The organism is Bradyrhizobium algeriense (assembly GCF_036924595.1).
In the GTDB taxonomy this organism is placed as follows: Bacteria; Pseudomonadota; Alphaproteobacteria; order Rhizobiales; family Xanthobacteraceae; genus Bradyrhizobium; species Bradyrhizobium algeriense.
In genome coordinates, this window is record NZ_JAZHRV010000001.1 from 4,102,905 (window position 1) to 4,127,979 (window position 25,075).

Below are 25,075 nucleotides of genomic sequence, written 5' to 3' on the forward strand. Positions count from 1 at the left end.
GAAGAATCCTGATCTCAGGTTTGATTGATCGACGGCTCCGGGAAGAGTGCCGTCAGGATTTGGCGCAACAAGAGTGTGAGCCAGCGGATCAGACGGCGGAAGTTGTAGCCGACGGCGGCGAGGACGGCGTTGGCAGCGTCGCCGCGGCGGAACCAGAGATAGTTGCGACCCATGCGGTGCTCGGCCTTGAGATGGCCGATGACGGGCTCGACGGCGGACCTGCGGCGCAATTCGCGCTTGATCTTGGGCGTCACCCCACGCTTCTGGCCAGAGATGAAGACCCTGAACCTGTAGTCGGGCGGCGCATTGTGGCCGCGGTATCCCTTGTCCGCGAGGATGCGCGCGATGGTGCTGCCGACGAGCGCCTCCATGTCCGGGATCACGCTTGCCAGGGTGTGACCGTCGTAAGGGTTGCCGGGCAGCGCTTTCACATGGGCGACGAACTGGCCGCCCTTGCAGTGCTTGAGGGTGGTGGCGACGCTCACCTTGACGCCGAACTCGTAAGGCCGATGCGCCTTGCCTTTGCCGATGCATTCGACTTCCGGCGCGTGCAGGGAATAGATCTTCGGCCCGCGCTGATGCTGTTTCTGCTCGCGCACCCGCCGAGCCAGCGCCAGCAGCTTTGTAAACGCCGCTTCGAGCCCGCCGTCGCCCTCGATCTTGCGGGCGATGTCACGGATGACGCGGCCGAGATAGGTGCGCAGTTTCTTGAGCATCCGGTTGGCGCGCTTGAACTGCTTGGCGTGGGCATAGCGCTGATGCTGGATCAGCGCGAGCTTGCCCACCCGCGCATAGGATTGGCGCAAATCCACCCCGCGCAGCTTCGCCAGCCGCACCAATTTCTCGCGCGCCCGGTTCAGAAGCTTCGCATCGGTGGGGAACGTCACGTTTTTGGGCTGAACCGTGGTATCGACGATCACCCGTGACAGTTCGGATGGCTTGATCGCCTTGGTCCTGGTGGCAACCGACAGGCTTTCCTGGATCAGCGCAGCCAGCCGCTCCTCGCCCATGCGGCTTCGCCAGCGCGTCAGCGACGAGCGGTCGAACACCAGCCGGTGCTGGAAGAATTCCTCGCCGCAGAAGTATTGGTAATAGGGGTTCTCGACCCAACGCTCGCACAGCACCTCATCGGAGAGGTCATAGCTGTGCTTGAGGATCGCCAGCCCCGCCATCAATCGCGTCGGCAGCGGCGGCTGGCCGGGGCCGTCCGTGTAGACCTCGCCGAGGCGCCCTTCCAGGAACCCCCAATCCACCGTGCGCCCCAGCGTCACCAGTGGATGCTTCATGTCGATGATCTGATCGAGCCGGGACCGGAACAGATCCTGCTCACCCGTTTCTCGCCGTTCCCGTGGCCGCATCGCGCCCCCGCCAAATCATTCCCAGGCGAGAGAATCACGAATCAAGTTTGCAAGGAATCCCCTTCCGCACGCCAGGTTTCCGGCAAATTCGACTGCCCAAATGTCGCGTTTTCAGATTCCATATCAGTCACTTGGGAATTCTTCACCGACGACCATGCAAAGTAGGATTGGAGCACCAAATGGCCCGTCTTCACGGCCCAACCTGAGCTCATCCTGCCCTATCGCCGCTGGTTGTAGACGTCGAGGCAGACGGCGCCGAGCAGCACCAGCCCCTTGATCACCTGCTGGTAGTCGATGCCGATGCCGAGGATGGACATGCCGTTGTTCATGACCCCCATGATCATGGCCCCGATCACCGCGCCGCCGACCCGGCCGACGCCGCCATAGGCGGACGCGCCGCCGATAAAGCAGGCCGCGATGACGTCGAGCTCGAAGCCGGCTCCCGCCTTCGGCGTCGCCGTATTGAGCCGCGCGGCGAACACCAGTCCGGCCAATGCGGCCAGCACGCCCATGTTGACGAAGGTCAGAAACGTCAGCCGCTCGGTCTTGATGCCGGACAGGCTCGCGGCCCTGGCGTTGCCGCCGATGGCATAGATATGACGGCCAATCACGGTGCGGGTGGTGACGAAAGCGTAGAGCCCGATCAGCGCCGTCATGATCACCAGCACGTTGGGCAGGCCGCGGTGCGAGGCGATGAGACCTGCAAAGAACACGATCACGGCGAACAGCACCGCGCTCTTGGCGACGAAGAACCCAAAGGGCTCGACCTCGATACCGTGCGAGGCCTGCCGCGCCCGGTTCTTCGCGCTGGTATAGACCAAAGCCACCGCCAATACGGCCCCGATCAACAGCGATGTCGGATAAAGCGTGCCGGCGCCGGGAAACAGTTCGGGGATGAAGCCTGAGGACAGCTTCTGGAAGGTCGGCGGAAACGGCCCGACCGACTGGCCCGCCAGGATCGCGAGCGCAAGGCCCTTGAACACCAGCATGCCGGCGAGCGTGACGATAAAGGACGGGATCTTGAAATAGGCAACCCAATAGCCCTGGGCGGCGCCGATCAGCGCGCCGACGAGCAGGCAGGCGACGAAGGCCAGCGGATAGGCAATGTGATAGCGCACCATCAGCACCGCGGCGACGGCACCGACGAAGCCCGCGACCGAGCCAACCGACAGGTCGATATGGCCGGTGACAATGATCAGCAGCATGCCGAGCGCCATGATCACGATGTAGCTGTTCTGCAGCACCAGATTGGTCAGGTTCAGCGGCTGCAGCAGCGTGCCGTCGGTCATGACCTGGAAGAACAGCATGATCGCAAACAGCGACAGCAGCATGCCGTAATTGCGCAGATTGTTCTTGATGAAGCCGGTGTGCCCGGGCAGCGCAACCGCCTTGTCGGTCATGGCCGCAAATCTCCCTGAAGTACCTTCTTGTCCATTTCCTTGTTGCGCATGATGGCCCGCATGATCCTTTCCTGGGTGGCCTCGGCGGCCGCGAATTCTCCGACAAAGGCGCCGTCATTCATCACGCTGATGCGGTCGCAAACCCCGAGCAGTTCCGGCATCTCCGACGAGATCATCACCACCCCCTTGCCGGCCTCGGCAAGCTCGTTGATGATACAATAGATTTCGTACTTTGCCCCGACATCGATGCCGCGCGTAGGCTCGTCGAGGATCAATACTTTCGGATCGGTCATCAGCCATTTCGACAGCACGACTTTCTGCTGGTTGCCACCGGAGAGCTGGCCGGTCTCCTGATAGACATCGGAACACCTGATCCGCATCCGGTTGCGGTAATCGCTCGCAACGCGCAATTCGGACATGTCATCGATCACGCCTTGGCGCGCCACGCGGCTGAGGCTTGCCAGCGTGATGTTCTTGCGGACGTCGCTGTCAAGGATCAGGCCGAGTTGCTTGCGGTCCTCGGTGACGTAAGCGAGGCCGGCATCGATCGCCGCCGCCACGCTCGACAGGTGGACCTCCCTTCCATCGAGCCAGACGCGGCCGCTGATGCGGTCTCCCCAGGCGCGGCCGAACAGGCTCATGGCGAATTCAGTGCGGCCGGCGCCCATCAACCCGGCAATCCCGACCACCTCGCCGCGCCGGACCTCGAAATCGACTTCCTTGATCACCCGGCGTTCGCGGTGTTGTGGGTGGTACACCGTCCAGTCCTGCACGGCGAAGACCGGCTCGCCGATCGCGGCCGTGCGTTGCGGAAAGCGATGGGCCAGGTCGCGATCGACCATGCTGCGGATGATACGGTCCTCTTCCACCGGCTCGGCCCGGCAATCGATGCTGTCGACGGTGCGGCCATCGCGCAGCACCGTGATCCGGTCGGCGACGCGGGCGACCTCCGACAATTTGTGCGAGATCAGGATCGAGGCGATCCCCTGCGCGCGGAACGCAAGCAGACGATCCAATAGCGCCGCGCTGTCGTTCTCATTCAGGCTGGCGGTCGGTTCGTCGAGGATCAATAGTCGCACCCGCTTGGACAAGGCCTTGGCGATTTCGACCAGTTGCTGCTTGCCGACGCCAAGGTCCGTCACCAGCGTATCGGGCATCTCGGTGAGGCCGACCTGGGCGAGCAGTTCCTGGGTCCGGCGATAGACCGTGTCGCGGTCGATCACGCCGAGACGGGACGGCGGATGCGACAGGAAGATGTTCTCCGCAATCGACATCAGCGGAATCAGCGCCAGCTCCTGGTGGATGATGATGATGCCGAGCGCTTCGGAATCATTGACGTCACGAAAGCGCCGCTCCTCGCCGTCGAAGATGATGCTGCCTTCATAATCGCCATGGGGGTAGACGCCGCTGAGAACCTTCATCAGGGTCGACTTGCCGGCGCCGTTCTCGCCGACCAGCGCATGGATCTGGCCCGCCTCAACCGTGAAGTTGACGTCGCGCAGGGCCTGAACGCCGGAAAAGCTCTTGCTCACGCCGCGCATTTCGAGAATTGCGGTCATCGCGCCATCACGTCCATTATCTGTTTATCTCGCTGCGGTCGCACACAGGCAGGTGGCGGCGCCGGTAATCGCCGGCGCCGCCGTCCCGCTCAGTCGAACTGCGCACGCTTGTAGTAGCCGCCGTCGATCAGCACCTTCTCCCAGTTGCTCTTGTCGACGACGACAGGCTTCAGGAGATAGGACGGTACCACCTTGACACCGTTGTTGTAGGTCTTGGTGTCGTTGACGGTCACTTCCTTGCCGCTGAGCGAGGCGTCCACCATGTCGGCGGTGACGCGGGCGAGATCGCGGGTGTCCTTGAAGATGGTCGAATACTGCTCGCCGCGCTGCATCGACTTGATCGACGGCACCTCGGCATCCTGGCCGCTGACGACAGGCATCGCCATGTTGCCGCTGCCATAGCCGACGCCCTTCAGCGAAGAGAGAATGCCGATGGACAGGCCATCATAGGGAGAGAGCACGGCATCGACCCGCTTGCGGCCGTAGAACGCGCTCAGGAGGTTGTCCATTCGCGCCTGAGCCGTGGCGCCATCCCAGCGCAAGGTCGAGACCTTGTCCATGCCCTTCTGGCCGCTGCCGATCACCAGCTTGCCGCTGTCGATATAGGGTTGCAGCACCGACATCGAGCCGTTGTAGAAGAAGTAGGCGTTGTTATCGTCCGGCGAGCCGCCGAACAATTCGATGTTGAAGGGCCCCTTGCCTTCCTTCAGCCCGAGCCCCTGCTCGATCGACTGCGCCTGCAGCACGCCGACCTGGAAATTGTCGAACGTGGCGTAGTAATCGACGTTGGGCGTGTCGCGGATCAACCGGTCATAGGCGATGACCGTGATCCCCTTGGCCTTGGCCTGCTTCAGCACGTCCGACAGCGTGGTGCCGTCGATCGCCGCGATCACCAGCACCTTGGCGCCCTTGGTCACCATGTTCTCGACCTGAGAGAGCTGGTTCGGAATGTCGTCCTCGGCGTATTGCAAATCGGTGCCGTAGCCGCGCTCCTTCAGGATTTTCACGATGTTGTTGCCATCGTCGATCCAGCGTGCCGAGGATTTTGTCGGCATGGCGATGCCGACCGTTCCCTTGCTCTGGGCGAAAGCGCCGGTCACCGCCGTTGCGGCCATGGTTGCTGCCAGCGCCAGGGCCGACAATGTGGTCTTCAGACTAGTCATGCTTCACTCCCTTGATATCAGAGGATCTATGGTTCCTGGATTGTCGGACCGCTGAATGCGGTTCTTGAAACTCAGTCGTTCTCGCGCATTTGTGTGCGCCTCGTGTTCCTCCATCAACCTGTTGCAAGTTTTACGTCCGGTTCAGGGCGGCCACGCGCTGCTACATCGAGCACGAAGGTGCGGCCATGATCGGGATCGGCGCGTTTCGCCTCCTCCGCCATCCCCTGCCAGGCCGAGGTAACGAGCAGGCGTGAGAAATCTGGCCCGACAAAGGCAGGACAACTCGACTGCCGTGCCGGAACGCGGAGCGTGCGCAGATGCTCGCCTTGCGGGCTGTAGACATCGATGCAGCCGCCGCCCCAGCGCGCATTCCAGATCAGCCCGTCGGCATCGACCACCGCACCGTCGATGCCGCCGCCACCTCGCCGGGTGACCAGCGCGACCGGCGCGCCGCGCGGCAGGCCGGTCGCCGCATCGAGGTCGACGCGGAACAGCATGTTCTTCCCGGTGTCGGCGAAATAGCCGATCGTCCCGTCCGGCGAGAAGCAGATCGCGTTCGGGATCGTGATGCTCTCATAGAGACACGACAGTTCGCCGCGATGCAGCGCATAGATGGCGCCCAGTTCCCGCTCGGCCTGGCGCCCCATGGTGCCGATCCAGAAAGTGCCGGACGGATGAACCCGCGCATCGTTCGAACGCGTCGCCGCATTGTCGGCTTCCAGCGGACAGTACAGCGTCATCCGACCATCGGCCGCATCGCGGACATAGAGGCCGTCATCGGCAACGAGGAGCTGGCGGTGCGCATCGATCCGCCCAAGCGCACTGCCCATCACGTCGAGCGAATGGATCGTGATCCGGCCGGTATCGAGCCGCGCCTTGAACAGCCGGCATTCGACGATGTCGAACCACCAGGCCGTATCGGTGGCGGCGTCGTAGGTCGGTCCCTCGCCAAGATGACACCGCTCGCTACAGAGAACGGTCGTCGGCACCTCTTCCATTGTGCGATCGCCGATCATTACCCGCCCCCTCCAGGCAACTCTACCTCGGATTGTGTCCCGATTGCGCCCCCGTTTGCATGCGTAAAGCGGTACAGCGTGGTGTGGCGATAGACCTCGCCCGGGGAAAGCCGTGCGGTCGGGAAGTCGGGCCGGTTCGGCGTATCGGGCCAGGCGTGCGGCTCAAGGCACATGGCGTCCGACTGCCGATAGAGGCGGCCGCCCTTTCCGGCGGTGGAGCCGTCGAGAAAGTTTCCGGAATAGACCTGCAGCCCGGGCTGGTTGGTGAACAGTTCGAGCACGCGGCCGGACGCGGGCTCCGCGAGCCGCGCAGCGAAGCGAGGCTCGCCGTTGGCCGGCGCGAGGCAGAAATTATGGTCATAGCCGCGGCCCACTCGCAGTTGCGGATGGTCGTTGCGGATCCGCGCGCCAACCTCGACGCCTGCCCGGAAGTCGAACGGCGTATCCGTTACCGCACTGGGCGGCTGCGGCAGCGGGATCGCGCCGGCATCAATGGCGAGGAAATGATCTGCCGCCACAGTGAGGCGATGATCGAGAATATTCCGGCCCGACCGCGCACCGGCCAGATTGAAAAAGCTGTGATTGGTGAGATTGACCACGGTGGGGCGATCGGTCCGCGCCGTCATGTCGAGCATAAGTTCCATCGGCCCGGCAAGACGCCAGGTCACCTCCACTTCCAGCGCGCCGGGATATCCTTCCTCGCCATGAGCGCTGGTGTAGGCAAGCGTCACGGCCGGATGATCTCCATCTTCGATCGCGACGATCCGCCAGTTGCGGCTATCGAAGCCCTCCAGCCCGCCATGTAACGCATTGGCACCGTTATTTGCCGCGAGTTGCACCTTGGCGCCGTCGAGCCTGAAGCGCGCGCCGGCGATGCGATTGGCATAGCGTCCGACGGTTGCGCCGAAGAACTGCCGCCGGGCGAGATATCCCTCGAACGTGTCATGACCGAGCACGATGTCGTCGCGACGACCGGCAGTATCCGGCACCAGCAATGCCTGCAGCGATGCGCCATAGGTCATGATACGCGCTTCCAGTCCATCAGCCGCTTGCAGCGTAATGCGCTCGACTTCGGTCCCGTCGGGCAGCAGCCCGAAGGTGGAACGCGCGACGTGAGGATTGGAAGACACGTTCATGTCGCCTCCTCGAAGGGCTCGACCGTGCGGCGTCGCCCCAGCAGGAACGCGTCGGCAACGATCTGGAGCGGCGCGAGATCGACATCGGACTCGCCGGTGGCGGCGAGTTCGCGGAAGCGGCGGTAGAGCCCGACATATTCGGCTTCGGCGGCATCGACGAGTTGCTTGCCCCCTGCCCGCAACCTCGCCCCACCCATGGAAAGCGTGACCGGGCCGCCGTCGGTGTCGAGATCAATGTCCCAGCTCTGCGGGCCGGTCTGCAGGAAGTCGAACTCAGCTGTGATATTCAGTCCCTGCGCATCGCTGAGCGCGAGCGTGGCGGCGATCGGCGCGTCGCGATTGGCGGGGAATGCGAGATCGGCCGACGTCACGAACAAGGGCTGCGGCAGAATGCGCGTCAGGATCGAAAGCGCGTTGATGCCGGGGTCGAACACACCGAGCCCGCCCGGCTCAAAGATCCAGACCTGCCCCGGATGCCAGACCCGCACGTCTTCCTTCCAGGTAATTTTGACTGATGTGACCTTCCGGCCGGCCAGCAACTGCCGCGCCGGCTCGACCGCCGGCGCGAAGCGCGAGTGCCACGTGGCGAACAGCGTGCGTTGTGCTGCCCTTGCGGCGGTCACGAGCGGAGTGATTTCAGCGACTGTTGCCCCCGGCGGCTTTTCCAGCATCACATGCTTGCCGGCGGCAAGCGCCATCGCCGCCTGCGCGTGACGAACCTGCGGCGGGGTACACAGCGCCACCGCGTCGATCGGCGGACCGTCGCGCAACAATTCATCAAGCGTCGCCGCATGCGGTACGCCGGGAAGCGAGGCGTTGCGGCTGGCGACTGCAACGAGTTCCACGCCATCAGCCGCGGCAATCGCCGGCACGTGCTGGTCGCGTGCGATCTTGCCGAAGCCGACGATGGCGACGCGAAGCGGGTTCATGATTGCTCTCCGGACTCGACTGCCGCTGATGTCGCAGGTGCGGCTCCGGACGATGCCGGACCACCCTCATGCCGGCGCAATCCATTATGGATCACCTCGATCATAGCGGCGGTGGCTGCCTCGGCATCGCCGCTCTCGATCGCATCGACAATGCGCTGGTGCCACAACAGCACCGTCTCGCGGTCCTGCGTTTCGACCGGCGCGCTGAGCAGAAACGAGGCGCGCAACGCCGCCTCGATGACGTTGCCGATCGAGCGCATGAACAAATTGCCGGAGGCGTTGGCCACGGCCAGGTGCAGGGCAAGATCGCCGTCGGCAAAACCCACCGAGTCGGAAGCCTCGCGCCGCATCCGCGCCATGCTCCGGTGCAATTCGGCGATGTCGGCCTCCGAGCGGCGGCCAGCCGCGAGCGCGGCGGCGCGCGGCTCGACGGCGAGGCGAATCTCGGCGAGATCGTTGAGAAAGCGGCGGTCGATGCCAGCATCGAGATGCCAGGCCAGCACATCGGCGTCGAACATGTTCCAGGCGCCGCGCTCGCGCACCACGGTGCCGACCCGCGCCTTGGTGGTGAGCAGCCCCTTCGCAACCAGGGTTTTGACGCTCTCGCGCAACACCGGTCGCGATACGCCGAACATCGCCGTGAGTTCGACGTCACCCGGCAGGCGGCCTCCTTCGGCGTAACGGCCGGCGATGATGTCGACGCCGATGCTGCGGGCAACCTCGGCGTGGTTGGAATGCGCGCGCCGCGTCGGGATGACGACAAGCCGGGACGTCATGATTTGAGGACTCCTGCCTTACGAGGGCCGGCGCGGCGGGCGATGCCCAGCATGGCCTGCTGCAGGGCGATGAACGCGAAAAGAAGAACACCGGTCACGATCTTGGTCCACCAGCTCGACAAGGTTCCATCGAAATTGATGTAGGTCTGGATCAGGCCCTGGATCAGCACGCCGAGCAACGTGCCGACCACCGACCCCTGGCCGCCGGTCAGCAAGGTACCGCCGATCACCACAGCCGCGATGGAATCCAGTTCGACGCCGACGGCCGACAGGGAATAGCCCGCCGCGGTGTAGAAGGAGAACACAATGCCGGCGAGCCCGGCAAGGACGCTCGACAGCATATAGATGCGCACCGTCATGGACCCGACCGGTATGCCCATCAGGGCCGTGGTCGCGCGGCTGCCGCCGAGCGCATAGACGTTGGCCCCGAAGCGGGTGAAATGCAGCAGCACGGCGCCTGCCGCGACCACCGCCAGCATGATGAGGGCGATGGCCGTGAGCCGGCCGCCCCCGGGCAGCCGCAACGCAAAATCCGACACCGTCGAATAGAGCGGCGCTGATATCGGCGTCGATTCCGTCGACATCAGGAAGCTGGCGCCGCGGGCGAGGAACATGCCCGCCAGCGTGACGATGAACGGCGGCATGTCAAAGAAATGGATGACGGCGCCCATGGCCGCGCCAAACGCGGCGCACAACAAGAGGATCGCGGCGAAGGCTATCAGCGGCGGCACGCCGAGGCGCTCGATCGCCAGCGCGACGAACACGGTGGTGAAGCCGATCACCGACCCGACCGACAGGTCGATCCCGCCGGAAATGATCACGAAGGTCATGCCGGTGGCGACGATGCCGAGGAAGGCGTTGTCGGTCAGCAGATTGGCGGCCACGCGGGTGGACGCGAAATTGGGAAATTGCACCGTGCAGAGCGCAAATCCGACGACGAACACCATGGCCGTGATCGCGACCGGCGGCAGACCCCTCATTGGCGGGCCCTCCCCAGCACGGCCCCGGCATTGGCGAAGCGCGGCGACTGCAGCAGCAGGACGATCAGCACCACGGCCGCTTTCACCACGAGATTGAACTCCGGCGGATAGCCCGACAGCAGGATGCCGGTGTTCATGGCCTGAATGATCAGCGCGCCGACCATCGCCAGCACCAAACTGAAGCGCCCGCCGAACAGCGAGGTTCCGCCGATCACCACCGCAAGGATAGCGTCGAGTTCGAGCCAGAGCCCGGCATTGTTGGCGTCCGCGCCCATGATGTCGGCGGCGGCGATGACACCGGCGAGCGCCGCGCACAGGCCGCACCAGACATAGACCGCGAGGATCATGCCGCGCGTGCCGATCCCGGCCAGTTCGCTCGCCTTTGCATTGCCGCCGGTCGCCTCGATCAACAGGCCGAGCGCCGAGCCACGGACCACCGCGCCGGTGACGATCAGCATGCCGAGCACGACCACCACCGGCGCCGGAACGCCGAGCACGGCGCCGTTGCCGAGCCAGACCAGATCGGGCGCGGTGAAGGTGACGATGCGGCCCTCGGTAATGAGCTGCGCAACGCCCCGGCCGGCCACCATCAGGATCAAGGTGGCGACGATCGGCTGGATGCCGAGCACGGCAACGAGAAAGCCGTTCCACAGCCCGCACAGCAGCCCGGCGCCGAGGGCAGCGGCAAGCGCCAGCGGCAGGCCGTGGGCATCGGCAAGGCTCGCGGCAATGGCACCTGATATCGCCATCACCGCGCCCACCGATAGATCAATGCCCCGCGTCGCGATAACCAGCACCATGCCCAAAGCAAGCAGCGCGACCGGCGCGCCGCGGTTCAGGACGTCGATCAGGCTGCCGAACAGCCGGCCGTCCTGCATCCGCAGATCGAAGAATTGCGGTGAGACGGCGCGGTCGACCGCAAGGATCACCAGCAAGGCGATGATCTGGGCGAGGCCACGGCTTTGCAGCAGTCTTTGTAGAAGTCTTGGCATCATGGCTGCCCGGCTTCCGCACCGGCAGTGCCGGCGACAGCGATCGCTGCCAGAATATTGGAGACGTCGATGGCTTCCCCTTCCAGCTCATCGACATGGGCGCGGTCGCGCAGCACGATCACCCGGTCCGAATAGGTCACGATCTCATCGAGCTCGGACGAAATCACCAGCAGCGCCAGGCCGTCATCGCACAATTCGCGGATCAGGCGAATGATCTCCGCGTGGGCGCCGACATCGATGCCGCGGGTCGGCTCGTCGAGCACCAGAACGCGCGGCGCGGTGGCGAGCCAGCGGGCGAGCAGCACCTTCTGCTGGTTACCGCCGGACAACAATCCGATCGGCCGCTCCGGTTCCGGCGGGCGGATGTCGAGCAGCCTGATGAACCGCATCGCAATCTCGTCCTGCTCGGCGCGCGACAGCGGTTTTGCGAGACCGCGCTTGGCCTGCAGCGCCAGCACGATGTTTTCGCGCACGGTCAGGTCAGCAATGATGCCTTCGGTCTTGCGCTCTTCGGGGCAATAGCCGAAGCCATGGGCGACCGCGTCGCGCGGCGATTGCAGCCGGACCGGCTTGCCTTCGACGGTGGCGCTGCCGCTATCGGCCCGCTCGGCGCCGAACACCAGCCGCGCGGTTTCGGTGCGCCCCGATCCGAGCAGGCCGGCGAGGCCAACCACCTCGCCGCGGCGAAGCGCGAGATTGAACGGCGCGACATAGCCGGCCTTGCCATAACCCTCGAAGCGCGCGCAGACCTCCCCCATTTGCCGCGCCTGCGTCGCCGCGCGTTCACTGGTCGTCTCGGCGAGTTCGCGGCCGAGCATCATGCGGATCAATTCGATCCGCGGCAGTTCGGTAGTCGTCCGCTCACCGATCAGCCGGCCATTGCGCAGGACCGTGATGCGGTCGCAGATCTCATAGACCTGATCGAGAAAGTGCGTGACGAAGACGACCCCGATGCCGCGCCGCGCGAGCTTGCGCATGACCGCGAAGAGGATCTCGACCTCATGGCGATCGAGGCTCGCGGTCGGCTCGTCGAGGATCAGCACGCGCGCCGACTGGTCGACGGCGCGCGCGATGGCGGCGATATGCTGCACCGCGACCGAATAATTTCCGAGCGGCTCGGCGACATCGATATGCAGGTCGAACTCCGCAAGCAGTTCGGTGGCGCGGCGCCGCATCTCGCCCTCGCGCACCAGGCCGAACCGCGTCGGCTGCCTGCCGAGATAGAGGTTTTGCGCCACCGACAAGTTCAGCAGCAGATTGACCTCCTGGTAGACGGTCGCGATCCCCGCATCGACCGCTGCCTTGGCCGAGCGCGGCGCAACCTCCACTCCGCCGAGCCTGACGATGCCAGCATCGCGCGGGAACACGCCGGTCACGGCCTTGATCAAAGTGGACTTGCCCGCGCCGTTCTCGCCGAGCAGCGCGTGAATTTCGCCGGCCCGCAAGGTGAAATCCACCTCCTGCAGGGCGCGCAGCGTGCCAAAGCTTTTGCTTAAGGCCCGCACTTCCAGCAGGGCCGAGCCATGATCGGAACTTGCAGTCATGCCGGCATCACTCCCACCGACGCTCGCGTCAACGCGAACGCCCGGCATGTTCGCCTCATGCGGCGGATTCGTCGAGAAAGCTTTTGCCGCCGGGCCGGGGCTGGCTTGAGCCCGGCGGCGTAGCGCCGGCCGATCAGTAGCCGAGGCCCTTCTTGCTGTCATAGATCTTTTGCGGATCATCGGCAGCCGTGTAGAGCTTCGACTCCGTCTGGATCCACTTCGGCGGCACCGTTCCCTTTGCCTTGAAGGCCATGACGGCGTCCAGCGCCGGACCCGCCATGTTCGGCGTCAGCTCCACGGTGGCGTTGGCCTCGCCGGCCGCGATTGCCTTGAAGATATCAGGCACTGCATCGATCGACACCGTCAGGACGTCCTTGCCCGGCTTGAGGCCGGCCTCCTTCATCGCCTGGATCGCACCGACCATCATGTCGTCGTTGTGGGCATAGACGGCGCAAATCGTCTTGCCGCCGCCTTCGGCCTTGATGAAGCTTTCCATCACTTCCTTGCCCTTGGCGCGGGTGAAGTCGCCGGTCTGGCTGCGCACCACCTTGAGATTGGCGTTCTTGGCGACGACGCTGTCAAAGCCCTTCTTGCGGTTGGTGGCGACGCTCGCGCCGACCGTGCCCTGCAACTCGACGACGTTGCATGCCTTCCCGCCCACGGTCTTTGCCAGCCATTCGCCGGCGACGGCACCTTCGTGCACGCTGTCCGAGGTGACGGCGGTGAGATAAAGCTCCTTGCCCGACGGATCGATGTCGCGATCGAGCAGCACAACCGGAATCTTGGCTTCCTTGGCCTCCTTCAACACCGCGTCCCAACCGCTCGACACGACAGGCGCGAGGAAGATGGCGTCAACGCCCTGGGCGATGAAGGAACGGATCGCCTTGATCTGGTTTTCCTGCTTCTGCTGGGCGTCGGCGATCTTGAGCGTGACTTTGCGCTTGGTGGCCTCGGTTTTTGAGACAGAGGTTTCCGCCGCCCGCCAGCCGGATTCGGATCCGATCTGGGAAAAGCCGACGGTAAGCTCAGCGGCTGTTGCCGGAAGCGCGAGGGTAATGGCGACCAGCGCGGTGGCCGCAAGGAGGGCTTTGGAGGTCATGAGGCGCATTCTCCCAAATGTTGTTCAGGGTGCCTGCATGCCCGAATTCGGTATCACGGCACCGTTTAAGCTGTCCATTGACGGCAGCGCGGGCAATATTTCACGGAAGATCGGCCCTGACTAGTAATATTATTTGACTATTGAGTTCTCTAGACGCCTCACACCCGCGGTTTGACCTTGATTGCCTCGATCATGCCGCGCAGCTACGCGTTGCCTGATGCCGCCCGTGAACAAGGATTCGACATGCAGCCCGTCACCGCGAAACCGCTCTACATCCGCATGCACGCGGACGATAACGTCGCGATCGTCGCGAACCGCGGAGGCCTGCACCCGGGCGCAGAGTTCGCGTGCGGCTTGCGGCTGGTCGAGCAGATTCCGCAGGGCCACAAGGTTGCCCTCGCCGACATTGCAGAAGGCGACGCCATTCGCCGCTACGGCGAGGTCATCGGCCGTGCCGCAGCGCCGATCGCCCGCGGTAGCTGGGTCAAGGAATCGCTGGTGCAGATGCCCGACGCACCGTCGTTCGACAATCTGCCGCAGCCGAACGGCGGCGCGATCAAGCTGCCGCCGCTGGAAGGCTACACGTTCGAAGGCTATCGCAATGCCGACGGTTCGGTCGGCACCCGCAACATCCTCGCGATCTCGACCAGCGTGCAATGCGTCGCCGGCACGGTCGAGTTCGCGCTGGACCGGATTCGCAAGGAGCTGTTGCCGAAATATCCCAACGTCGACGACGTGGTGGCGGTCACGCATGCCTATGGCTGCGGAGTCGCGATCAACGCGCCGGGTGCCGCGGTCCCGATCCGCACGCTGCAGAACCTCGCCCGCAATCCCAATTTCGGCGGCGAGGTGATGATCGTTGGGCTGGGTTGCGAGAAGCTGCAGCCCGAGCTGTTGCTGCCTGAGGGCATGAGCGCCGACGACGAAATCATGCGCATGCAGGACGAAGGCCTCACCGGCTTCGGCGAAATCGTCGAGGACATCGTGCAGATGGCCGACGCGCGGCTGCAGATATTGAACCAGCGCCGCCGCGAAACCTGCCCGGCGTCGGCGCTGGTGGTCGGCATGCAATGCGGCGGCAGCGATGCGTTCTCGGGTGTGACCGCCAATCCGGCGCTGGGTTTTGCCGCGGATCTTCTGGTGCGCGCCGGCGCCACCGTGATGTTTTCCGAAGTCACCGAGGTGCGCGACGCCATCCATTTGCTGACGCCGCGCGCGGCGAACCAGGACGTTGCGGACGCGCTGGTGCGCGAGATGGCCTGGTACGACCGCTATCTCGCCGGCGGCGAAGCCGACCGCAGCGCCAACACCACGCCGGGCAACAAGAAGGGCGGCCTCTCCAACATCGTCGAGAAGGCGATGGGCTCTGTGATCAAATCCGGCACCAGCCCGATCGCGGGCGTGCTCGCGCCGGGTGAGCGGGTCAGCCAAAAAGGGCTGATTTTTGCGGCCACGCCAGCCAGTGATTTTGTCTGCGGTACGCTGCAACTGGCCTCGGGCATGACGCTGCATGTCTTCACCACCGGCCGCGGCACGCCCTACGGGCTTGCCGCCGTGCCGGTCATCAAGGTCTCGACGCGCAGTGAGTTGAAGCAACGCTGGCACGATTTGATCGACCTTGACGCCGGCAGTATCGCGACCGGTGACGCAACAATCGAGGATGTCGGCTGGGAACTCTTCCGTCTCATGCTTGACGTGGCAAGCGGCCGCGAGACCTGGGCCGAACACTGGAATCTCACCAACTCGCTTGCGCTGTTCAATCCGGGCCCGGTGACATAACGACGGCTCGGCGCCCCATCGTCGGAATGGGCTGCAAGCGCCACGGCCCAGCCGATACGTGGCTAGGCCGCGACCAACCTTTCGATCTGCGGGATCGGATGCGACGTCAATTCCTTTGGAATCTCGCCCACGATCTTGTCCGTCACCTCGGCACGAAATGCCTTGCGCAAATTGCCGAGAATCTTCGCCGGCGCGATGACGATGAGCTTGTCGAAACGATTGTCGTGGGCATGACGGTAGAGCGCTTCCGCGATCTCTCCGGCGAACCGCTCCTTTGCGATGTGGTGCCAGTCGACCTCCTCTACCGCGCTTCGCGCCGTACCGACGCTCGAAACGGAGCGCCCCGGACGATCGGTGCCCTGCTCGCGCGTTGCCGGATTATCCTGCTCCAGGATATGCTCGACTTCGAGCTTGACCTGCTGCGCGGTGCCTTTGTTGCGCAGAAAGAGCGCCTTCTGGCCGTCGCCGATCAGAACGAGTGCATTGTGGGAGATGACCGGGGTAGACTCATTTGTCATTACTTGATGCCTCCATGTGGGCCAACGCATGAGTAGCCGCGTGGTTGCCTCTGCGACGACGGCGCCCAGGTCACCGACCATGGTCGGCACCTCAACACCGCCTGCTCCCGCGCACACGAATGGAACTCCGGCCTCATTGCTTCCCCGCGACGGAACCAAAGCGGGTGCGATGCTTTGAGGGCCGAGGGCAGCATTCGAGCAAGGAGGAACTTATGAGGAAGATCGCAATCGGCCTGCTGGCCGGCGCGGGCGCGCTCCTGGCCGGCAGCGCAAATGCGTCTGACATCTACACCAGCAGCGAATATAGCAACTCCGACCTGATACAGCAGGTTCGTATGGTCTGTGACGATAACGGACGCTGCTATCGCACCCGCGGCAGCAGCCGCACGGTCGTCCGCGATTCATACGCTTATGCGCCGCGCGAGCGATATATCGAGCATCGACGCTACCGTGACTGGGATGATGGGCCGCGAGCCGGCGTCGGCATTCGCGCACCTGGCGTAAGCGTGGGCGTCGGCGTCGACAACGATCGCTGGTAGGCGGACGAAGAGAAACGGGTCGGTGAGAGACTTCAGCTCAGTCTGAAGTCTCTCCGCCCGCGTCGGAAATATTTCATTTTCCTTTCAGGAACGGCGGGCGGCGGCGCCTGTTAGCGGATGAAGCAACGGACAAAGCAAAAGGAGAGGCTCCTATGAAAGTTTCCGATGCGATGACACCTGAAGTACAGCTCTGCACTCCCGATGACACGTTAAAGGACGCCGCGCAGGCGATGGCGGCGCTCGGCGTCGGGTTGCTGCCGGTGACCGATAACGAGCGCCTGGTCGGCATGATCTCCGACCGCGATATCGCGATCCGCGGGATCGGCATGGGCCGAGGCCCGGAGGGACGGGTCGGCGACGTGATGACCGCCGACGTCAAATATTGCTACGAGGATCAGGACCTTGACGAGGTGAGCGCGAACATGGGCGACATCCAGGTCCGCCGCCTGCCAGTGCTCAATCGCAACAAGCGGCTCGTCGGCATCATTGCGCTGGGCGACATCGCGCTGGTCCAGAGCGGCAATGGCACGGGCGCGGCATTGAGTGAAATTTCACGGCCTGGCGGGCAGCATACACAAGTTTGATCTGTGCAATGCCCCTGTTGTGACATGAGCGAGCATGAAGCGCTTTGAGGGAAAGGTCGTCATCGTAACCGGGGCGGCCTCCGGCATTGGCGAAGCCACCGCGCGGCGCTTTTCGTCCGAAGGCGCATGCGTCGCGCTGGTGGATCGCAACGAAATGCCGCTGGCCGATGTCTCGAAAGATCTGCCGGCGCAGTTCACCCTGTCTCACCTCGCCGACGTCTCGGATAGCGAAGCCGTCGACGCCATGGTGACGACGGTGGTGAAGCGATTTGGGCGGCTGGACGTCCTGGTCAACAATGCCGGCGTCTATGAGGGCGGCGACTTGGCTGAAATCACCAACGAGCAGTGGCGCAAGGTGATGGCGACCGATCTTGACGGCGTCTTCTTCGGTTGCCGCGCGGCCCTCCCCCATCTTGAGAAGACGTCAGGCTCGATCGTCAATACGGCCTCGGTATCCGGAACCGGCGGCGACTGGGCGACCAGCCCCTACAACGCCGCCAAGGGCGCCGTCGTGAACCTGACGCGGTCGCTGGCGCTGGACCTCGGCAAGAAAGGCGTTCGGGTAAATTCCGTCTGTCCCAGCCTGACCCGGACCGGCCTGACGGCCGATATGATGCAGGACGAGGAACTGCTCGCGAAGTTCCGGGAGCGGATTCCGCTCGGGCGGGTTTGCGAGCCGCATGAAGTCGCCGCCGTCATTGCGTTTCTCGCCAGCGATGACGCAAGCTTCGTCACGGGGGCAAATGTAGCCGTGGACGGCGGCGTTTCTGCTTCCAACGGTCAGCCGCCGCTGGCGTAGCGACGCCTCCTACGCTTTTTTCACGAGGTCCCAGGAACATCGTTCAGCCGCTCGCCGTTCTAATGCTCATCATGCGGACAGGGGACGCCGACGGAGCGGTGAAGACCGATGTCACACAAACGCACGTTCCCTCGAAACCACAAAATCTTCCCGTCCCGAAATTCCGAGCGCTATCGATTTCGCGCGCTCGATGATTTCGGAGATGAACTGCTTGACGACTGGATGGTGGCCTATCCGGCCGTCGATCTGACCCGGTCGGACTGAGCCCTTCAGGATTTCTTCCTCGAACGCTTCTTGGGCACCTTGGCGCCCTTCTTTCGGGCTTCGGACAGGCCGATCGCGATCGCCTGCTTTCTGCTTTTTACCTTCTTGCCGGATCGGCCACTCTTCAGCGTGCCTGACTTGCGCTTCTTCATGGCGCGGCCGACCTTCTTCGCCGCACCCTTTGAATATCTGCGCTTCTTTGCTTTCTTCGCCATCTTACCGCTCCTCAGCGTTCAAGCGTTCGCGCCGGCACGGCGCCGCCAGCACTCCCGCGCGATTCGTGTCAGGCTCGCCGCCAAGGCCGCGCCTTCTAGTGCCTTCCGATCGTCTTCCCCGCCGCCAGATCCTGCGCCATCTCGAGATGGTGGCGCAGCGTCGGAAGCATTTTGTCCGCCCACTCCTTCAGTTTTGGATGGTCGCCGCCCTTGGCGTAACGCTCGAACAGCGATATTGCGTCCTTGTGATCGCTGATCTGATTGATGTTATAGCGGGAGCTGAAGTCGGCGCCCTTCAGCGACTTCAACTTGTCGATCTTGCTCTGGTGCGAGCTATCGAGCTCAGTCGGCAGCGCCATTTTCAACTCGCCGCCCGAAACCATGGACTTCAAATCGAAACTTCTTACAAGGGCAGCGGCCGGCTCAACGGCAAGAAGGCGGTCATCACAGGAGGGGATAGCGGTATCGGCCGCGCGGTCGCCATTGCGTTCGCTAGGGAGGGAGCCGACGTCCTGATCTCCTATCTCGAGGAGCACGACGACACGCGGGAGACCGAACGGCTGGTGACGGGAGCCTGCAGAAAGGTGGTTCTGGTTTCGGGCGACATCCAGCGCCCTGATCATTGCCGGGCCGTCATTGCCAAAGCCGTATCGGAGTTCGGCGGCATCGATATCCTCGTCAACAACGCGGCGCATCAAGCCAACTTCAAGTCGATCGATGACATCAGCGACGAGGAATGGGAACTGACTTTCAAGGTCAATATTCACGCGATGTTCTATCTCACCAAGGCCGCCGTAGCTCACATGAAGCCTGGAAGCTGCATCATAAATACCGCATCGATCAATTCGGATGCGCCCAATCCCATCCTGCGTATCCGGCGCGACAATCGCGGTTACCGGCGGAAAGCCGTTCCTGTAGCGGACAAAGGCCCGCCGAACACAGCACTGCCGGTGCTGGTTGGGGTTAGCCACGAGCCGCAGCCTGCATGCGACTGCTCAAATACTGAATGAGAACCACCGTCTTTGCGTCAACGATTTCACCGTTCGCGATCATCGCGGCAGCTTCCTCCAACGTGGTCTCGACCACGTCGATATCTTCCCCCTCCTCCTTCAGCCCGCCACCACCGGAAACCCTGTCGGCCGGCGAATAGGCGCACGTAAAGAAGGAAATCTTTTCCATGATGGCGGCGGGACTCACATAGAGCTCGAACAATCGCTGCACATTCGTGATGCGGTAACCAAGCTCCTCCTGCATCTCCTTCACAATGCGCTGCTCGGCTTCTTCGCCGTCGAGCTTGCCGGCGCACGCCTCCACGGTTCGCTCGATGCCATCCTGCAAAAATACCGGCAAGCGCAATTGCCTGGTGAGCAGCACGGTTCTGCGTTCGGAATCATAGGGAAGAACGACGGCCGAGTTGCCGTTGTCGTAAATCTCGCGCTTGCGACGTTGCTGCTCGCCGTCGCGCCTGTGCTGTTCGTAGCTTACGCTGACCAGCTTGCCCTTGTTGTGGGCAATGATCTCGACGTCGCATATGTGCACGGTCTCGCCACTCGTCTTCATGGACTTTAAACGTCGCTGGTCAGACTTTGGTCCTGTCATTTTGTTGCTCATGGCAAGGACCAGCGCCGCCATCCATAAACCGGAACGCGCCCTCCTCATCTGCGTTAGTTCGAACGACGGAGGTCACCATGGTCCTGAACGCGTATACCGATCCGATGACGGAAGAGCAGAGGAAGGCACTCAAGCGTCTCTGCGACCAGGCCGATATTCCCGACAAGTCCGGCGAATTGCTCACGCGTCCGGGCGCGCAGCATATGATCGAAGAACTTCGGTGGAAAGCCGCGGAGCAACACCAAGGCCTGACGCATCGAAGCTAGCTGGCCGGCACCTCACATCGAGACGGCACTGCCGCGTCGCCGCGCGTAACAGGCGAATGCCGTTGCTCTCGCAAGCAAACGGCATTCGCTAAGCGCTTAACGACCGCCCGGTTGCGGTCCAGCATTGTTGTTGGTACCGGGTCCGACATTACCCATGCTGGAAGGACTGCTACTGGACTTCATTTTGCCGGTAGCCGTCCCCGTCGTCGTTCCCTTTTTCATGTTCGTGTGCTTGGTCGTGCTCTTGGTCGCGCCTTGGCCTTGGCCGACCTTTTGATCGCTTGACGCACCGGGGGCCGGCTGAGCTTGTGCGAACACGCTCCCAGTCGACAGTAACAGAGCGCATGCGCAAGCCAGGATAGTTTTCTTCATAGGGGAACTCCTTTGATTGAAGCGATTCTTCAACCAGAGTTCACGCAAAGGGTTCCGACGCAAACAGCTGAACGGCCATCACGCCGAGGCGAGCACCGGGTGATGGGACTGCTGCCGCCTGAATTGCTGATAGGCCGAGATTGCCTTGTTGGCCAGCATCAACCGCCGCCGCTCGCCGCGGCGCACCATCAACTCTATCGTGTCGCTGAGGAAACGGCCGGCCACCATCGCATCGTCCAACTCCCCCGTACGCGCGAGATAGTCCCAGGCGATCTCAATCGAACTCTCTATCAGCAGCGGTAGCGGTTCCGTCATGTCTACGTCCAACCATTTTTTGGGAGAACGTCCGGCGGCAATCTCTGTTCCTGATTCGGCCTGTTGGCCGAAGGCACACCCCGTGGAAAACTTCACGGCCCTCCTGCAACGGCGCCTGCGATCACCATCGTCAGATCGTCCAAATCGATCTTGCCCTTGACGATGAGGTCTTCGGAGTCGTCGATACTAAGCGACTGCGGATCATTCGCCGCCTGCCTTTTCAGCTCTGCGACGATCGCCTCCTTCAGTTTCTCTTCAAGCATCCGCGATATCTCCATCCATCGCGCCGCGGCTAATGGGTGTTGGTCTCATGCCACTTTTCCAGATCGGGCTTTGACGGTCCCGGCCGTTGCTCCTTCTCCGGATTGCCTTTCCACGGCTTGTCGGTCTGCTTGTGCGATCCCCAGTCCGTCCGGTCACGCGGGTCATCGGTGGGCTTTTCCTTGCTCATGGGGCACCTCCAGAATTGGAAGCGATGAGCCCGCGATTTGGTTCCTGCCGAATCGACCCCTCGACTGGACCAGGCTGCCATCCAGGATTGGATATCCACTTAACTTTGGTTCCAACGTCCGGCACCGAACAGACGGCTGATGTTCCCGCTCCTAGTGTTTTCGAATGGACAAGAAGAAATCCGAGATTCGGTCCAAGCAGGATCTGCAAATCGAGGCGCTGGCGGCGCTGGAGCAAGCGCGGGCCATGCCTCACGGTCGTGCGCGAAGCGAAGCGCTGAAGCGCGCGGGTATTCTTCAGAACGCCGCTGACATGCAGGGATTGCTCTTCGCCAAACGTGGACGTCCACCGAAAACCTGATCCAATCCTTCGAACAGGATTGTTGCGGGCACAGCCGCGCGCGTAGCCGCACGCAAGCGCCCGCCGCCGGGTGAACCATCGGAACCGGGAAACGTGTTTCAACGTTGCTCTCCCCCGATAGCAAGGAGGCAACGATGGGATTGGCCGAATACATGATCGTTTCCAAGCCGGAAGGCTGGACGGTTCTCCACGACGGGACCGCGCCGCACAACTACGACACAAAGGAAGCGGCGTTCGAAGCGGCCGTCGCGGCTGCGTCGCTGGCGATCCGCCAGGGCCACGAGGTCCATGTCAGCGTTCCCGGTCGCGACGCCGGCAACAAGACCGCGCTTGGCGCCAAGGATTCCCAAAGCGTGCCGTGATACGCAATACGCGCGCCGCGGGGCTACAAACCTGCGTGCTGAAATCGGCTCGGCGCGATGCGCTCGCAGATTTCGTCGAACGCGGCTTGCATCGCCGTTGCGGTTTCAGGATTGCCTTTCAGGAATTCGGTTTCAGGGTTGAATTTGTTCTTGCACCCGATTCACGGAGCTACCGGGTGCACTAATCGTCGAACAGGGTATCGGATTTTCGGCGCCTCAGCCCTGGTTCTGTCTATACCGTTCACGAACGATTTCACCTCCGGCCCGCGTCGCAGCCCTGTTGCGATAATGATAGCTCAGGGTGCCATAGATGAGCGCGATAAGAAGTACCAGCGCTCCGAGGAAATACGCGGCTTCGAGTCCCATCGCATTCTCCCATACTCATCTAGTATACCTGACCACGCTTTCATTTCGTCGTGGCCATCCGCTTGCACAGTCGGCGATTGCCTCCACATCCGCAAATGGCTCAAGGATGCGGTAGCTATCTTCGTCTGGAATCAATCGGGCATGGCACCTGCGGTTCCACTCGATGCTTCAATTTAGCTGCTCTGCTGGCCGAACCGAGAGGGAACCCTGGTCGCCAACTCGCGTTTTTCGAGCGTGCCGATCAATGAACGTCGGAGAAAATTTTCATGGGCGATTTCAGGGACATTCAGCACGGCGTCAACGATCCCGTTGATGGCGTCGACGTGAAGCGAAGATTCAACGACAACCAGACGCCTCACGAACGCGCCCAGTCCGCGGCAGACGTCCGCTCCAGCGCCCTTCCCGCGTCGGACGAGGAGTTTCTGCCGGAAGCGCTGAGGCGCCGGCCGACAGGTCCGCTCAACCCACGGACTGGCCGCCATCCCACCCCGTAGGCAGAATCAATTTCACGCGCAATTCGCGCGGACAACGCAGACGTATCAAGTGGCGGCACGCAGTGAACGCGTAGAGATTCAATTCAACTTATAGTGGTGGCGCCGCCCCTCATGTGTTCGTGTGGAACCGGCTCACATTGCCAAAAACAAGATCGTGATAGGTGACGCAGGCCACATTCGCGCGTGGCCGTTGGCCGTAATGCGGATGGTGCAAGCCACACTGCATATCGAACCAACGGAGTTTTCCATGAAGCGTCTGTTGATTTCCGGATTCGTGGCAGTCGCCCTGCTCGCTGTCGCCACCACATTTCGTTCGCATTCAATCATTTCCGCCGAGCGCCCCACCGTGACCACAGGCGTGGCGTTGTCGAAGAAATCTCCGGCGGCCGCGGGCGTAACCAGACTTCCGATCGAGGACTTCGAAGATATGTCGCTGGTCTTTTCGGCTCCAGCGAAGCATTGACGAAGCCGGGATAGTCGCCGCCGAGGATCGGCCCTATCGCTTGGTAGCCCGCTCGAGAAATTGCACGAGCGCGGCGCGGTCCTGCTCCGAACCGATGCGCTGCTCCGGCATCTTGGTGCCGGGCGTGTAGGCCTGCGGCCCGATCTCGAACAGTTTGGAAACCGTCTCCGGTGTCCAGACGATATCGAGCCGCTTGAGCGCTTCGGAAAAATTGTAACCCTGCGCGGTGGCGATCCGGCGGCCGAAGATGCCGGCGAGCGTCGGTCCGGCGCGGTTGGCCTGCTCGGCGCCAAGCGTATGGCAGGCGACACAGGCACGAAAGATTTCCGCGCCGCGATCGCCGGCATAGGCGGCGAGCGGATCTCCCGCCGTCTCCAGCAGAATCGGATCGATCGGCTCACCCGTCGCCGCGTTCCAGCGCCGGATGATATTGTCCGCGCCGCCCGTGAGCAACGTGCGGCTGTCGGGCAGGAATGCCACTGACCAGACCGGCAGGCCCGGACCGACCAGGGTGCGCGCCAGCGTGCGCGTCTTGCGATCGATTACGCCCACCGATCCACCGATGCCCGCCGCGGCAACCAGCGCACCGTCAGGCGAAATCGCAATCGAAATCACCGGCCTTGGCCCTGCCGCAACCTCGCCGGCACGCGCGCCGCCGGCGGTCAGGAAGTAGACCTTGCCGTCCGCGCCGCCGACCGCAATTTCACCATCGGTGCCGGTGGCCACGGCGTTGAGCGGGGTCGGCATCGGAACGACGGTCGGCGTTTGCGCTCCCGACAGCGGCCAGATGCGAACGCTGAGGTCGTAGCTGACGCTGACCACGGCGCGGCCATCCGCCGTAAACGCCACGCCGTGGACGTTCTGCGTATGCTCATCAAGGATGCGCGGTGCGCCGCCTGCGAGCGGCCAGAGTCGCACCGTGTGGTCCCATGAGGCGGACGCGAGCGTAGCGCCATCGGGCGATGCCGCCAGCGCGACGATCGGCGCCGTGTGGCCTTCGAACACCGCGTCGGGCTCTGCCTTGCCAAGAGTCCAGATGGCTATGCGGCCATCGGCACCGGCGGTCGCGGCACGCCCCTCGCCGAGCAGCGCGATCGCGTTGACGGCGTCGGAATGGAAACGAAGCACCTGCTCGGCCGCATTGCGCGTCAGCGACCAGCGGATGGCCGTCGCATCGAAGCTGCCGGAGATCGCGACTTGCCCGTCGGCCGATATCGCCAGCGCCCGCACCGGCCCGCCATGCCCGCGCAGTTGCGCGAAAGCTGAGGTGGCTCCGATCGGCAGAGCGATCAACACGGCCAGGAGCGCCGATCTGCCTCTGTTGCGACGTGGAGTTTGTGCCAAGACCCTGCGTACCATTCCCGTC

The 25,075-nt window shown here is 63.2% G+C and carries 29 protein-coding genes and 2 pseudogenes; 10 read left to right on the forward strand and 21 right to left on the reverse strand.

Features of this window, described 5'->3' with window-relative positions; all coding sequences use genetic code 11:
- Nucleotides 1-14: 14 nt before the first annotated feature.
- The 12 genes from V1286_RS20010 to ytfQ form a co-directional block, all read right to left on the reverse strand.
- Complete coding sequence (locus tag V1286_RS20010) at nucleotides 15-1,358, reverse strand: IS5 family transposase (protein WP_334481944.1); 1,344 nt, start codon at nucleotides 1,356-1,358, stop codon at nucleotides 15-17.
- A 218-nt stretch (nucleotides 1,359-1,576) separates the two neighbouring features.
- Nucleotides 1,577-2,758, reverse strand: a complete 1,182-nt coding sequence (gene mmsB, locus V1286_RS20015) for a multiple monosaccharide ABC transporter permease (RefSeq protein WP_334481946.1) — start codon at nucleotides 2,756-2,758, stop codon at nucleotides 1,577-1,579.
- Nucleotides 2,755-4,317: a multiple monosaccharide ABC transporter ATP-binding protein gene (mmsA, locus tag V1286_RS20020; RefSeq protein WP_334481948.1), complete on the reverse strand. Its 1,563-nt coding sequence runs from the start codon at nucleotides 4,315-4,317 to the stop codon at nucleotides 2,755-2,757. Before mmsA ends, mmsB begins: the two co-directional genes overlap by 4 nt.
- 89 nt (nucleotides 4,318-4,406) lie before the next feature.
- Nucleotides 4,407-5,480 (reverse strand): multiple monosaccharide ABC transporter substrate-binding protein, encoded by a 1,074-nt coding sequence (chvE, locus tag V1286_RS20025; protein WP_334481950.1) that lies wholly within the window; start codon nucleotides 5,478-5,480, stop codon nucleotides 4,407-4,409.
- A 113-nt stretch (nucleotides 5,481-5,593) separates the two neighbouring features.
- Nucleotides 5,594-6,478 carry an SMP-30/gluconolactonase/LRE family protein gene (locus tag V1286_RS20030; protein WP_334489792.1) on the reverse strand — a complete coding sequence of 295 codons (885 nt, stop codon included), beginning with the start codon at nucleotides 6,476-6,478 and terminating at the stop codon, nucleotides 5,594-5,596.
- Between the two features lie 17 nt (nucleotides 6,479-6,495).
- Nucleotides 6,496-7,632 (reverse strand): aldose epimerase family protein, encoded by a 1,137-nt coding sequence (locus V1286_RS20035; RefSeq protein ID WP_334481952.1) that lies wholly within the window; start codon nucleotides 7,630-7,632, stop codon nucleotides 6,496-6,498.
- Nucleotides 7,629-8,561, reverse strand: a complete 933-nt coding sequence (locus V1286_RS20040; protein WP_334481954.1) for a Gfo/Idh/MocA family protein — start codon at nucleotides 8,559-8,561, stop codon at nucleotides 7,629-7,631. The genes V1286_RS20035 and V1286_RS20040 overlap by 4 nt, the downstream gene beginning before the upstream one ends.
- Nucleotides 8,558-9,337 carry a FadR/GntR family transcriptional regulator gene (locus V1286_RS20045; RefSeq protein ID WP_334481955.1) on the reverse strand — a complete coding sequence of 260 codons (780 nt, stop codon included), beginning with the start codon at nucleotides 9,335-9,337 and terminating at the stop codon, nucleotides 8,558-8,560. The genes V1286_RS20040 and V1286_RS20045 overlap by 4 nt, the downstream gene beginning before the upstream one ends.
- Nucleotides 9,334-10,317 (reverse strand): galactofuranose ABC transporter, permease protein YjfF, encoded by a 984-nt coding sequence (gene yjfF / locus V1286_RS20050; RefSeq protein WP_334481957.1) that lies wholly within the window; start codon nucleotides 10,315-10,317, stop codon nucleotides 9,334-9,336. The genes V1286_RS20045 and yjfF overlap by 4 nt, the downstream gene beginning before the upstream one ends.
- Nucleotides 10,314-11,309: an ABC transporter permease gene (locus V1286_RS20055; protein ID WP_334489795.1), complete on the reverse strand. Its 996-nt coding sequence runs from the start codon at nucleotides 11,307-11,309 to the stop codon at nucleotides 10,314-10,316. The genes yjfF and V1286_RS20055 overlap by 4 nt, the downstream gene beginning before the upstream one ends.
- Nucleotides 11,309-12,853 (reverse strand): sugar ABC transporter ATP-binding protein, encoded by a 1,545-nt coding sequence (locus V1286_RS20060; RefSeq protein WP_334481959.1) that lies wholly within the window; start codon nucleotides 12,851-12,853, stop codon nucleotides 11,309-11,311. Before V1286_RS20060 ends, V1286_RS20055 begins: the two co-directional genes overlap by 1 nt.
- A 133-nt stretch (nucleotides 12,854-12,986) precedes the next feature.
- Nucleotides 12,987-13,952, reverse strand: coding sequence for a galactofuranose ABC transporter, galactofuranose-binding protein YtfQ (gene ytfQ, locus V1286_RS20065; protein WP_334481960.1), 966 nt, complete (start codon nucleotides 13,950-13,952; stop codon nucleotides 12,987-12,989).
- 243 nt (nucleotides 13,953-14,195) lie between these two features.
- On the opposite strand from ytfQ, the gene garD reads away from it, so the two are divergent.
- Nucleotides 14,196-15,731: a galactarate dehydratase gene (gene garD, locus V1286_RS20070; protein WP_334481961.1), complete on the forward strand. Its 1,536-nt coding sequence runs from the start codon at nucleotides 14,196-14,198 to the stop codon at nucleotides 15,729-15,731.
- A gap of 62 nt (nucleotides 15,732-15,793) precedes the next feature.
- Here the strand turns inward: garD and V1286_RS20075 are convergent, their stop codons facing one another.
- Nucleotides 15,794-16,249 carry a host attachment family protein gene (locus V1286_RS20075; RefSeq protein ID WP_334481963.1) on the reverse strand — a complete coding sequence of 152 codons (456 nt, stop codon included), beginning with the start codon at nucleotides 16,247-16,249 and terminating at the stop codon, nucleotides 15,794-15,796.
- A 212-nt stretch (nucleotides 16,250-16,461) separates the two neighbouring features.
- Between V1286_RS20075 and V1286_RS20080 the strand changes: the two genes are divergently transcribed.
- The 3 genes from V1286_RS20080 (at nucleotide 16,462) to budC (ending at nucleotide 18,171) form a co-directional block, all read left to right on the forward strand.
- The gene (locus tag V1286_RS20080) at nucleotides 16,462-16,788 is read left to right on the forward strand and encodes a hypothetical protein (RefSeq protein WP_334481964.1); all 327 of its coding nucleotides are present in this window, start codon (nucleotides 16,462-16,464) and stop codon (nucleotides 16,786-16,788) included.
- A 152-nt stretch (nucleotides 16,789-16,940) separates the two neighbouring features.
- Nucleotides 16,941-17,372 carry a CBS domain-containing protein gene (locus tag V1286_RS20085; protein ID WP_334481965.1) on the forward strand — a complete coding sequence of 144 codons (432 nt, stop codon included), beginning with the start codon at nucleotides 16,941-16,943 and terminating at the stop codon, nucleotides 17,370-17,372.
- Nucleotides 17,373-17,406: 34 nt separating this feature from the next.
- Nucleotides 17,407-18,171, forward strand: coding sequence for a meso-2,3-butanediol dehydrogenase (gene budC / locus V1286_RS20090; protein ID WP_334481967.1), 765 nt, complete (start codon nucleotides 17,407-17,409; stop codon nucleotides 18,169-18,171).
- 269 nt (nucleotides 18,172-18,440) lie between these two features.
- On the opposite strand, the gene V1286_RS20095 is transcribed toward budC, so the two are convergent.
- On the reverse strand, nucleotides 18,441-18,650 hold the full coding sequence (locus V1286_RS20095; RefSeq protein WP_334481969.1) for a DUF6496 domain-containing protein: 210 nt from the start codon (nucleotides 18,648-18,650) through the stop codon (nucleotides 18,441-18,443).
- A gap of 95 nt (nucleotides 18,651-18,745) precedes the next feature.
- Nucleotides 18,746-19,051: pseudogene (locus V1286_RS20100) on the reverse strand (DUF4142 domain-containing protein); the annotation flags it as partial.
- Between V1286_RS20100 and V1286_RS20105 the strand changes: the two are divergent.
- A pseudogene (locus V1286_RS20105) lies at nucleotides 18,974-19,543 on the forward strand (SDR family NAD(P)-dependent oxidoreductase); the annotation flags it as partial. The pseudogenes V1286_RS20100 and V1286_RS20105 sit on opposite strands and share 78 nt — an antisense overlap.
- A 70-nt stretch (nucleotides 19,544-19,613) precedes the next feature.
- On the opposite strand, the gene V1286_RS20110 reads toward V1286_RS20105, so the two are convergent.
- Nucleotides 19,614-20,282: an NUDIX domain-containing protein gene (locus tag V1286_RS20110; RefSeq protein WP_334481970.1), complete on the reverse strand. Its 669-nt coding sequence runs from the start codon at nucleotides 20,280-20,282 to the stop codon at nucleotides 19,614-19,616.
- Between the two features lie 56 nt (nucleotides 20,283-20,338).
- Here V1286_RS20110 and V1286_RS20115 point away from each other — a divergent pair, with 56 nt between their 5' ends.
- On the forward strand, nucleotides 20,339-20,527 hold the full coding sequence (locus V1286_RS20115) for a hypothetical protein (RefSeq protein WP_334481971.1): 189 nt from the start codon (nucleotides 20,339-20,341) through the stop codon (nucleotides 20,525-20,527).
- Between the two features lie 450 nt (nucleotides 20,528-20,977).
- Here the strand turns inward: V1286_RS20115 and V1286_RS20120 are convergent, their stop codons facing one another.
- Genes V1286_RS20120 through V1286_RS20130 form a run of 3 tightly spaced genes read right to left on the reverse strand, consistent with a single transcriptional unit; the run spans nucleotide 20,978 to nucleotide 21,665 of the window.
- Nucleotides 20,978-21,310 (reverse strand): hypothetical protein, encoded by a 333-nt coding sequence (locus V1286_RS20120; RefSeq protein ID WP_334481972.1) that lies wholly within the window; start codon nucleotides 21,308-21,310, stop codon nucleotides 20,978-20,980.
- Nucleotides 21,307-21,477: a hypothetical protein gene (locus tag V1286_RS20125; protein ID WP_334481973.1), complete on the reverse strand. Its 171-nt coding sequence runs from the start codon at nucleotides 21,475-21,477 to the stop codon at nucleotides 21,307-21,309. Before V1286_RS20125 ends, V1286_RS20120 begins: the two co-directional genes overlap by 4 nt.
- A 29-nt stretch (nucleotides 21,478-21,506) precedes the next feature.
- On the reverse strand, nucleotides 21,507-21,665 hold the full coding sequence (locus tag V1286_RS20130) for a hypothetical protein (RefSeq protein ID WP_190241665.1): 159 nt from the start codon (nucleotides 21,663-21,665) through the stop codon (nucleotides 21,507-21,509).
- Nucleotides 21,666-21,829: 164 nt separating this feature from the next.
- On the opposite strand from V1286_RS20130, the gene V1286_RS20135 reads away from it, so the two are divergent.
- Together V1286_RS20135 and V1286_RS20140 are read left to right on the forward strand one after the other, a co-directional pair.
- Nucleotides 21,830-22,024: a hypothetical protein gene (locus V1286_RS20135; RefSeq protein ID WP_334481974.1), complete on the forward strand. Its 195-nt coding sequence runs from the start codon at nucleotides 21,830-21,832 to the stop codon at nucleotides 22,022-22,024.
- Between the two features lie 134 nt (nucleotides 22,025-22,158).
- Nucleotides 22,159-22,386 (forward strand): hypothetical protein, encoded by a 228-nt coding sequence (locus V1286_RS20140; RefSeq protein WP_334481976.1) that lies wholly within the window; start codon nucleotides 22,159-22,161, stop codon nucleotides 22,384-22,386.
- Nucleotides 22,387-22,602: 216 nt separating this feature from the next.
- Here the strand turns inward: V1286_RS20140 and V1286_RS20145 are convergent, their stop codons facing one another.
- Entirely contained in the window at nucleotides 22,603-22,752 is a 150-nt protein-coding gene (locus tag V1286_RS20145) for a hypothetical protein (RefSeq protein ID WP_334481978.1), read from the reverse strand.
- Between the two features lie 266 nt (nucleotides 22,753-23,018).
- On the opposite strand from V1286_RS20145, the gene V1286_RS20150 reads away from it, so the two are divergent.
- Both V1286_RS20150 and V1286_RS20155 read left to right on the forward strand, forming a co-directional pair.
- Nucleotides 23,019-23,246 carry a hypothetical protein gene (locus V1286_RS20150; protein WP_334481979.1) on the forward strand — a complete coding sequence of 76 codons (228 nt, stop codon included), beginning with the start codon at nucleotides 23,019-23,021 and terminating at the stop codon, nucleotides 23,244-23,246.
- A 247-nt stretch (nucleotides 23,247-23,493) separates the two neighbouring features.
- Nucleotides 23,494-23,709 carry a hypothetical protein gene (locus tag V1286_RS20155; protein WP_334481980.1) on the forward strand — a complete coding sequence of 72 codons (216 nt, stop codon included), beginning with the start codon at nucleotides 23,494-23,496 and terminating at the stop codon, nucleotides 23,707-23,709.
- Between the two features lie 33 nt (nucleotides 23,710-23,742).
- On the opposite strand, the gene V1286_RS20160 is transcribed toward V1286_RS20155, so the two are convergent.
- Nucleotides 23,743-25,068: a c-type cytochrome gene (locus tag V1286_RS20160; RefSeq protein ID WP_417021165.1), complete on the reverse strand. Its 1,326-nt coding sequence runs from the start codon at nucleotides 25,066-25,068 to the stop codon at nucleotides 23,743-23,745.
- Between the last annotated feature and the right edge of the window lie 7 nt (nucleotides 25,069-25,075).

Coding starts and splice junctions, on each gene's coding strand:
- V1286_RS20010 (WP_334481944.1), bottom strand. CDS start 1,358: ATGCGGCCACGGGAACGGCGAGAAACGGGTGAGCAGGATCTGTTCCGG.
- mmsB (WP_334481946.1), bottom strand. CDS start 2,758: ATGACCGACAAGGCGGTTGCGCTGCCCGGGCACACCGGCTTCATCAAG.
- mmsA (WP_334481948.1), bottom strand. CDS start 4,317: ATGACCGCAATTCTCGAAATGCGCGGCGTGAGCAAGAGCTTTTCCGGC.
- chvE (WP_334481950.1), bottom strand. CDS start 5,480: ATGACTAGTCTGAAGACCACATTGTCGGCCCTGGCGCTGGCAGCAACC.
- V1286_RS20030 (WP_334489792.1), bottom strand. CDS start 6,478: ATGGAAGAGGTGCCGACGACCGTTCTCTGTAGCGAGCGGTGTCATCTT.
- V1286_RS20035 (WP_334481952.1), bottom strand. CDS start 7,632: ATGAACGTGTCTTCCAATCCTCACGTCGCGCGTTCCACCTTCGGGCTG.
- V1286_RS20040 (WP_334481954.1), bottom strand. CDS start 8,561: ATGAACCCGCTTCGCGTCGCCATCGTCGGCTTCGGCAAGATCGCACGC.
- V1286_RS20045 (WP_334481955.1), bottom strand. CDS start 9,337: ATGACGTCCCGGCTTGTCGTCATCCCGACGCGGCGCGCGCATTCCAAC.
- yjfF (WP_334481957.1), bottom strand. CDS start 10,317: ATGAGGGGTCTGCCGCCGGTCGCGATCACGGCCATGGTGTTCGTCGTC.
- V1286_RS20055 (WP_334489795.1), bottom strand. CDS start 11,309: ATGCCAAGACTTCTACAAAGACTGCTGCAAAGCCGTGGCCTCGCCCAG.
- V1286_RS20060 (WP_334481959.1), bottom strand. CDS start 12,853: ATGACTGCAAGTTCCGATCATGGCTCGGCCCTGCTGGAAGTGCGGGCC.
- ytfQ (WP_334481960.1), bottom strand. CDS start 13,952: ATGACCTCCAAAGCCCTCCTTGCGGCCACCGCGCTGGTCGCCATTACC.
- garD (WP_334481961.1), top strand. CDS start 14,196: ATGCAGCCCGTCACCGCGAAACCGCTCTACATCCGCATGCACGCGGAC.
- V1286_RS20075 (WP_334481963.1), bottom strand. CDS start 16,249: ATGACAAATGAGTCTACCCCGGTCATCTCCCACAATGCACTCGTTCTG.
- V1286_RS20080 (WP_334481964.1), top strand. CDS start 16,462: ATGAGGAAGATCGCAATCGGCCTGCTGGCCGGCGCGGGCGCGCTCCTG.
- V1286_RS20085 (WP_334481965.1), top strand. CDS start 16,941: ATGAAAGTTTCCGATGCGATGACACCTGAAGTACAGCTCTGCACTCCC.
- budC (WP_334481967.1), top strand. CDS start 17,407: ATGAAGCGCTTTGAGGGAAAGGTCGTCATCGTAACCGGGGCGGCCTCC.
- V1286_RS20095 (WP_334481969.1), bottom strand. CDS start 18,650: ATGGCGAAGAAAGCAAAGAAGCGCAGATATTCAAAGGGTGCGGCGAAG.
- V1286_RS20110 (WP_334481970.1), bottom strand. CDS start 20,282: ATGGCGGCGCTGGTCCTTGCCATGAGCAACAAAATGACAGGACCAAAG.
- V1286_RS20115 (WP_334481971.1), top strand. CDS start 20,339: ATGGTCCTGAACGCGTATACCGATCCGATGACGGAAGAGCAGAGGAAG.
- V1286_RS20125 (WP_334481973.1), bottom strand. CDS start 21,477: ATGCTTGAAGAGAAACTGAAGGAGGCGATCGTCGCAGAGCTGAAAAGG.
- V1286_RS20130 (WP_190241665.1), bottom strand. CDS start 21,665: ATGAGCAAGGAAAAGCCCACCGATGACCCGCGTGACCGGACGGACTGG.
- V1286_RS20135 (WP_334481974.1), top strand. CDS start 21,830: ATGGACAAGAAGAAATCCGAGATTCGGTCCAAGCAGGATCTGCAAATC.
- V1286_RS20140 (WP_334481976.1), top strand. CDS start 22,159: ATGGGATTGGCCGAATACATGATCGTTTCCAAGCCGGAAGGCTGGACG.
- V1286_RS20145 (WP_334481978.1), bottom strand. CDS start 22,752: ATGGGACTCGAAGCCGCGTATTTCCTCGGAGCGCTGGTACTTCTTATC.
- V1286_RS20150 (WP_334481979.1), top strand. CDS start 23,019: ATGGGCGATTTCAGGGACATTCAGCACGGCGTCAACGATCCCGTTGAT.
- V1286_RS20155 (WP_334481980.1), top strand. CDS start 23,494: ATGAAGCGTCTGTTGATTTCCGGATTCGTGGCAGTCGCCCTGCTCGCT.
- V1286_RS20160 (WP_417021165.1), bottom strand. CDS start 25,068: ATGGTACGCAGGGTCTTGGCACAAACTCCACGTCGCAACAGAGGCAGA.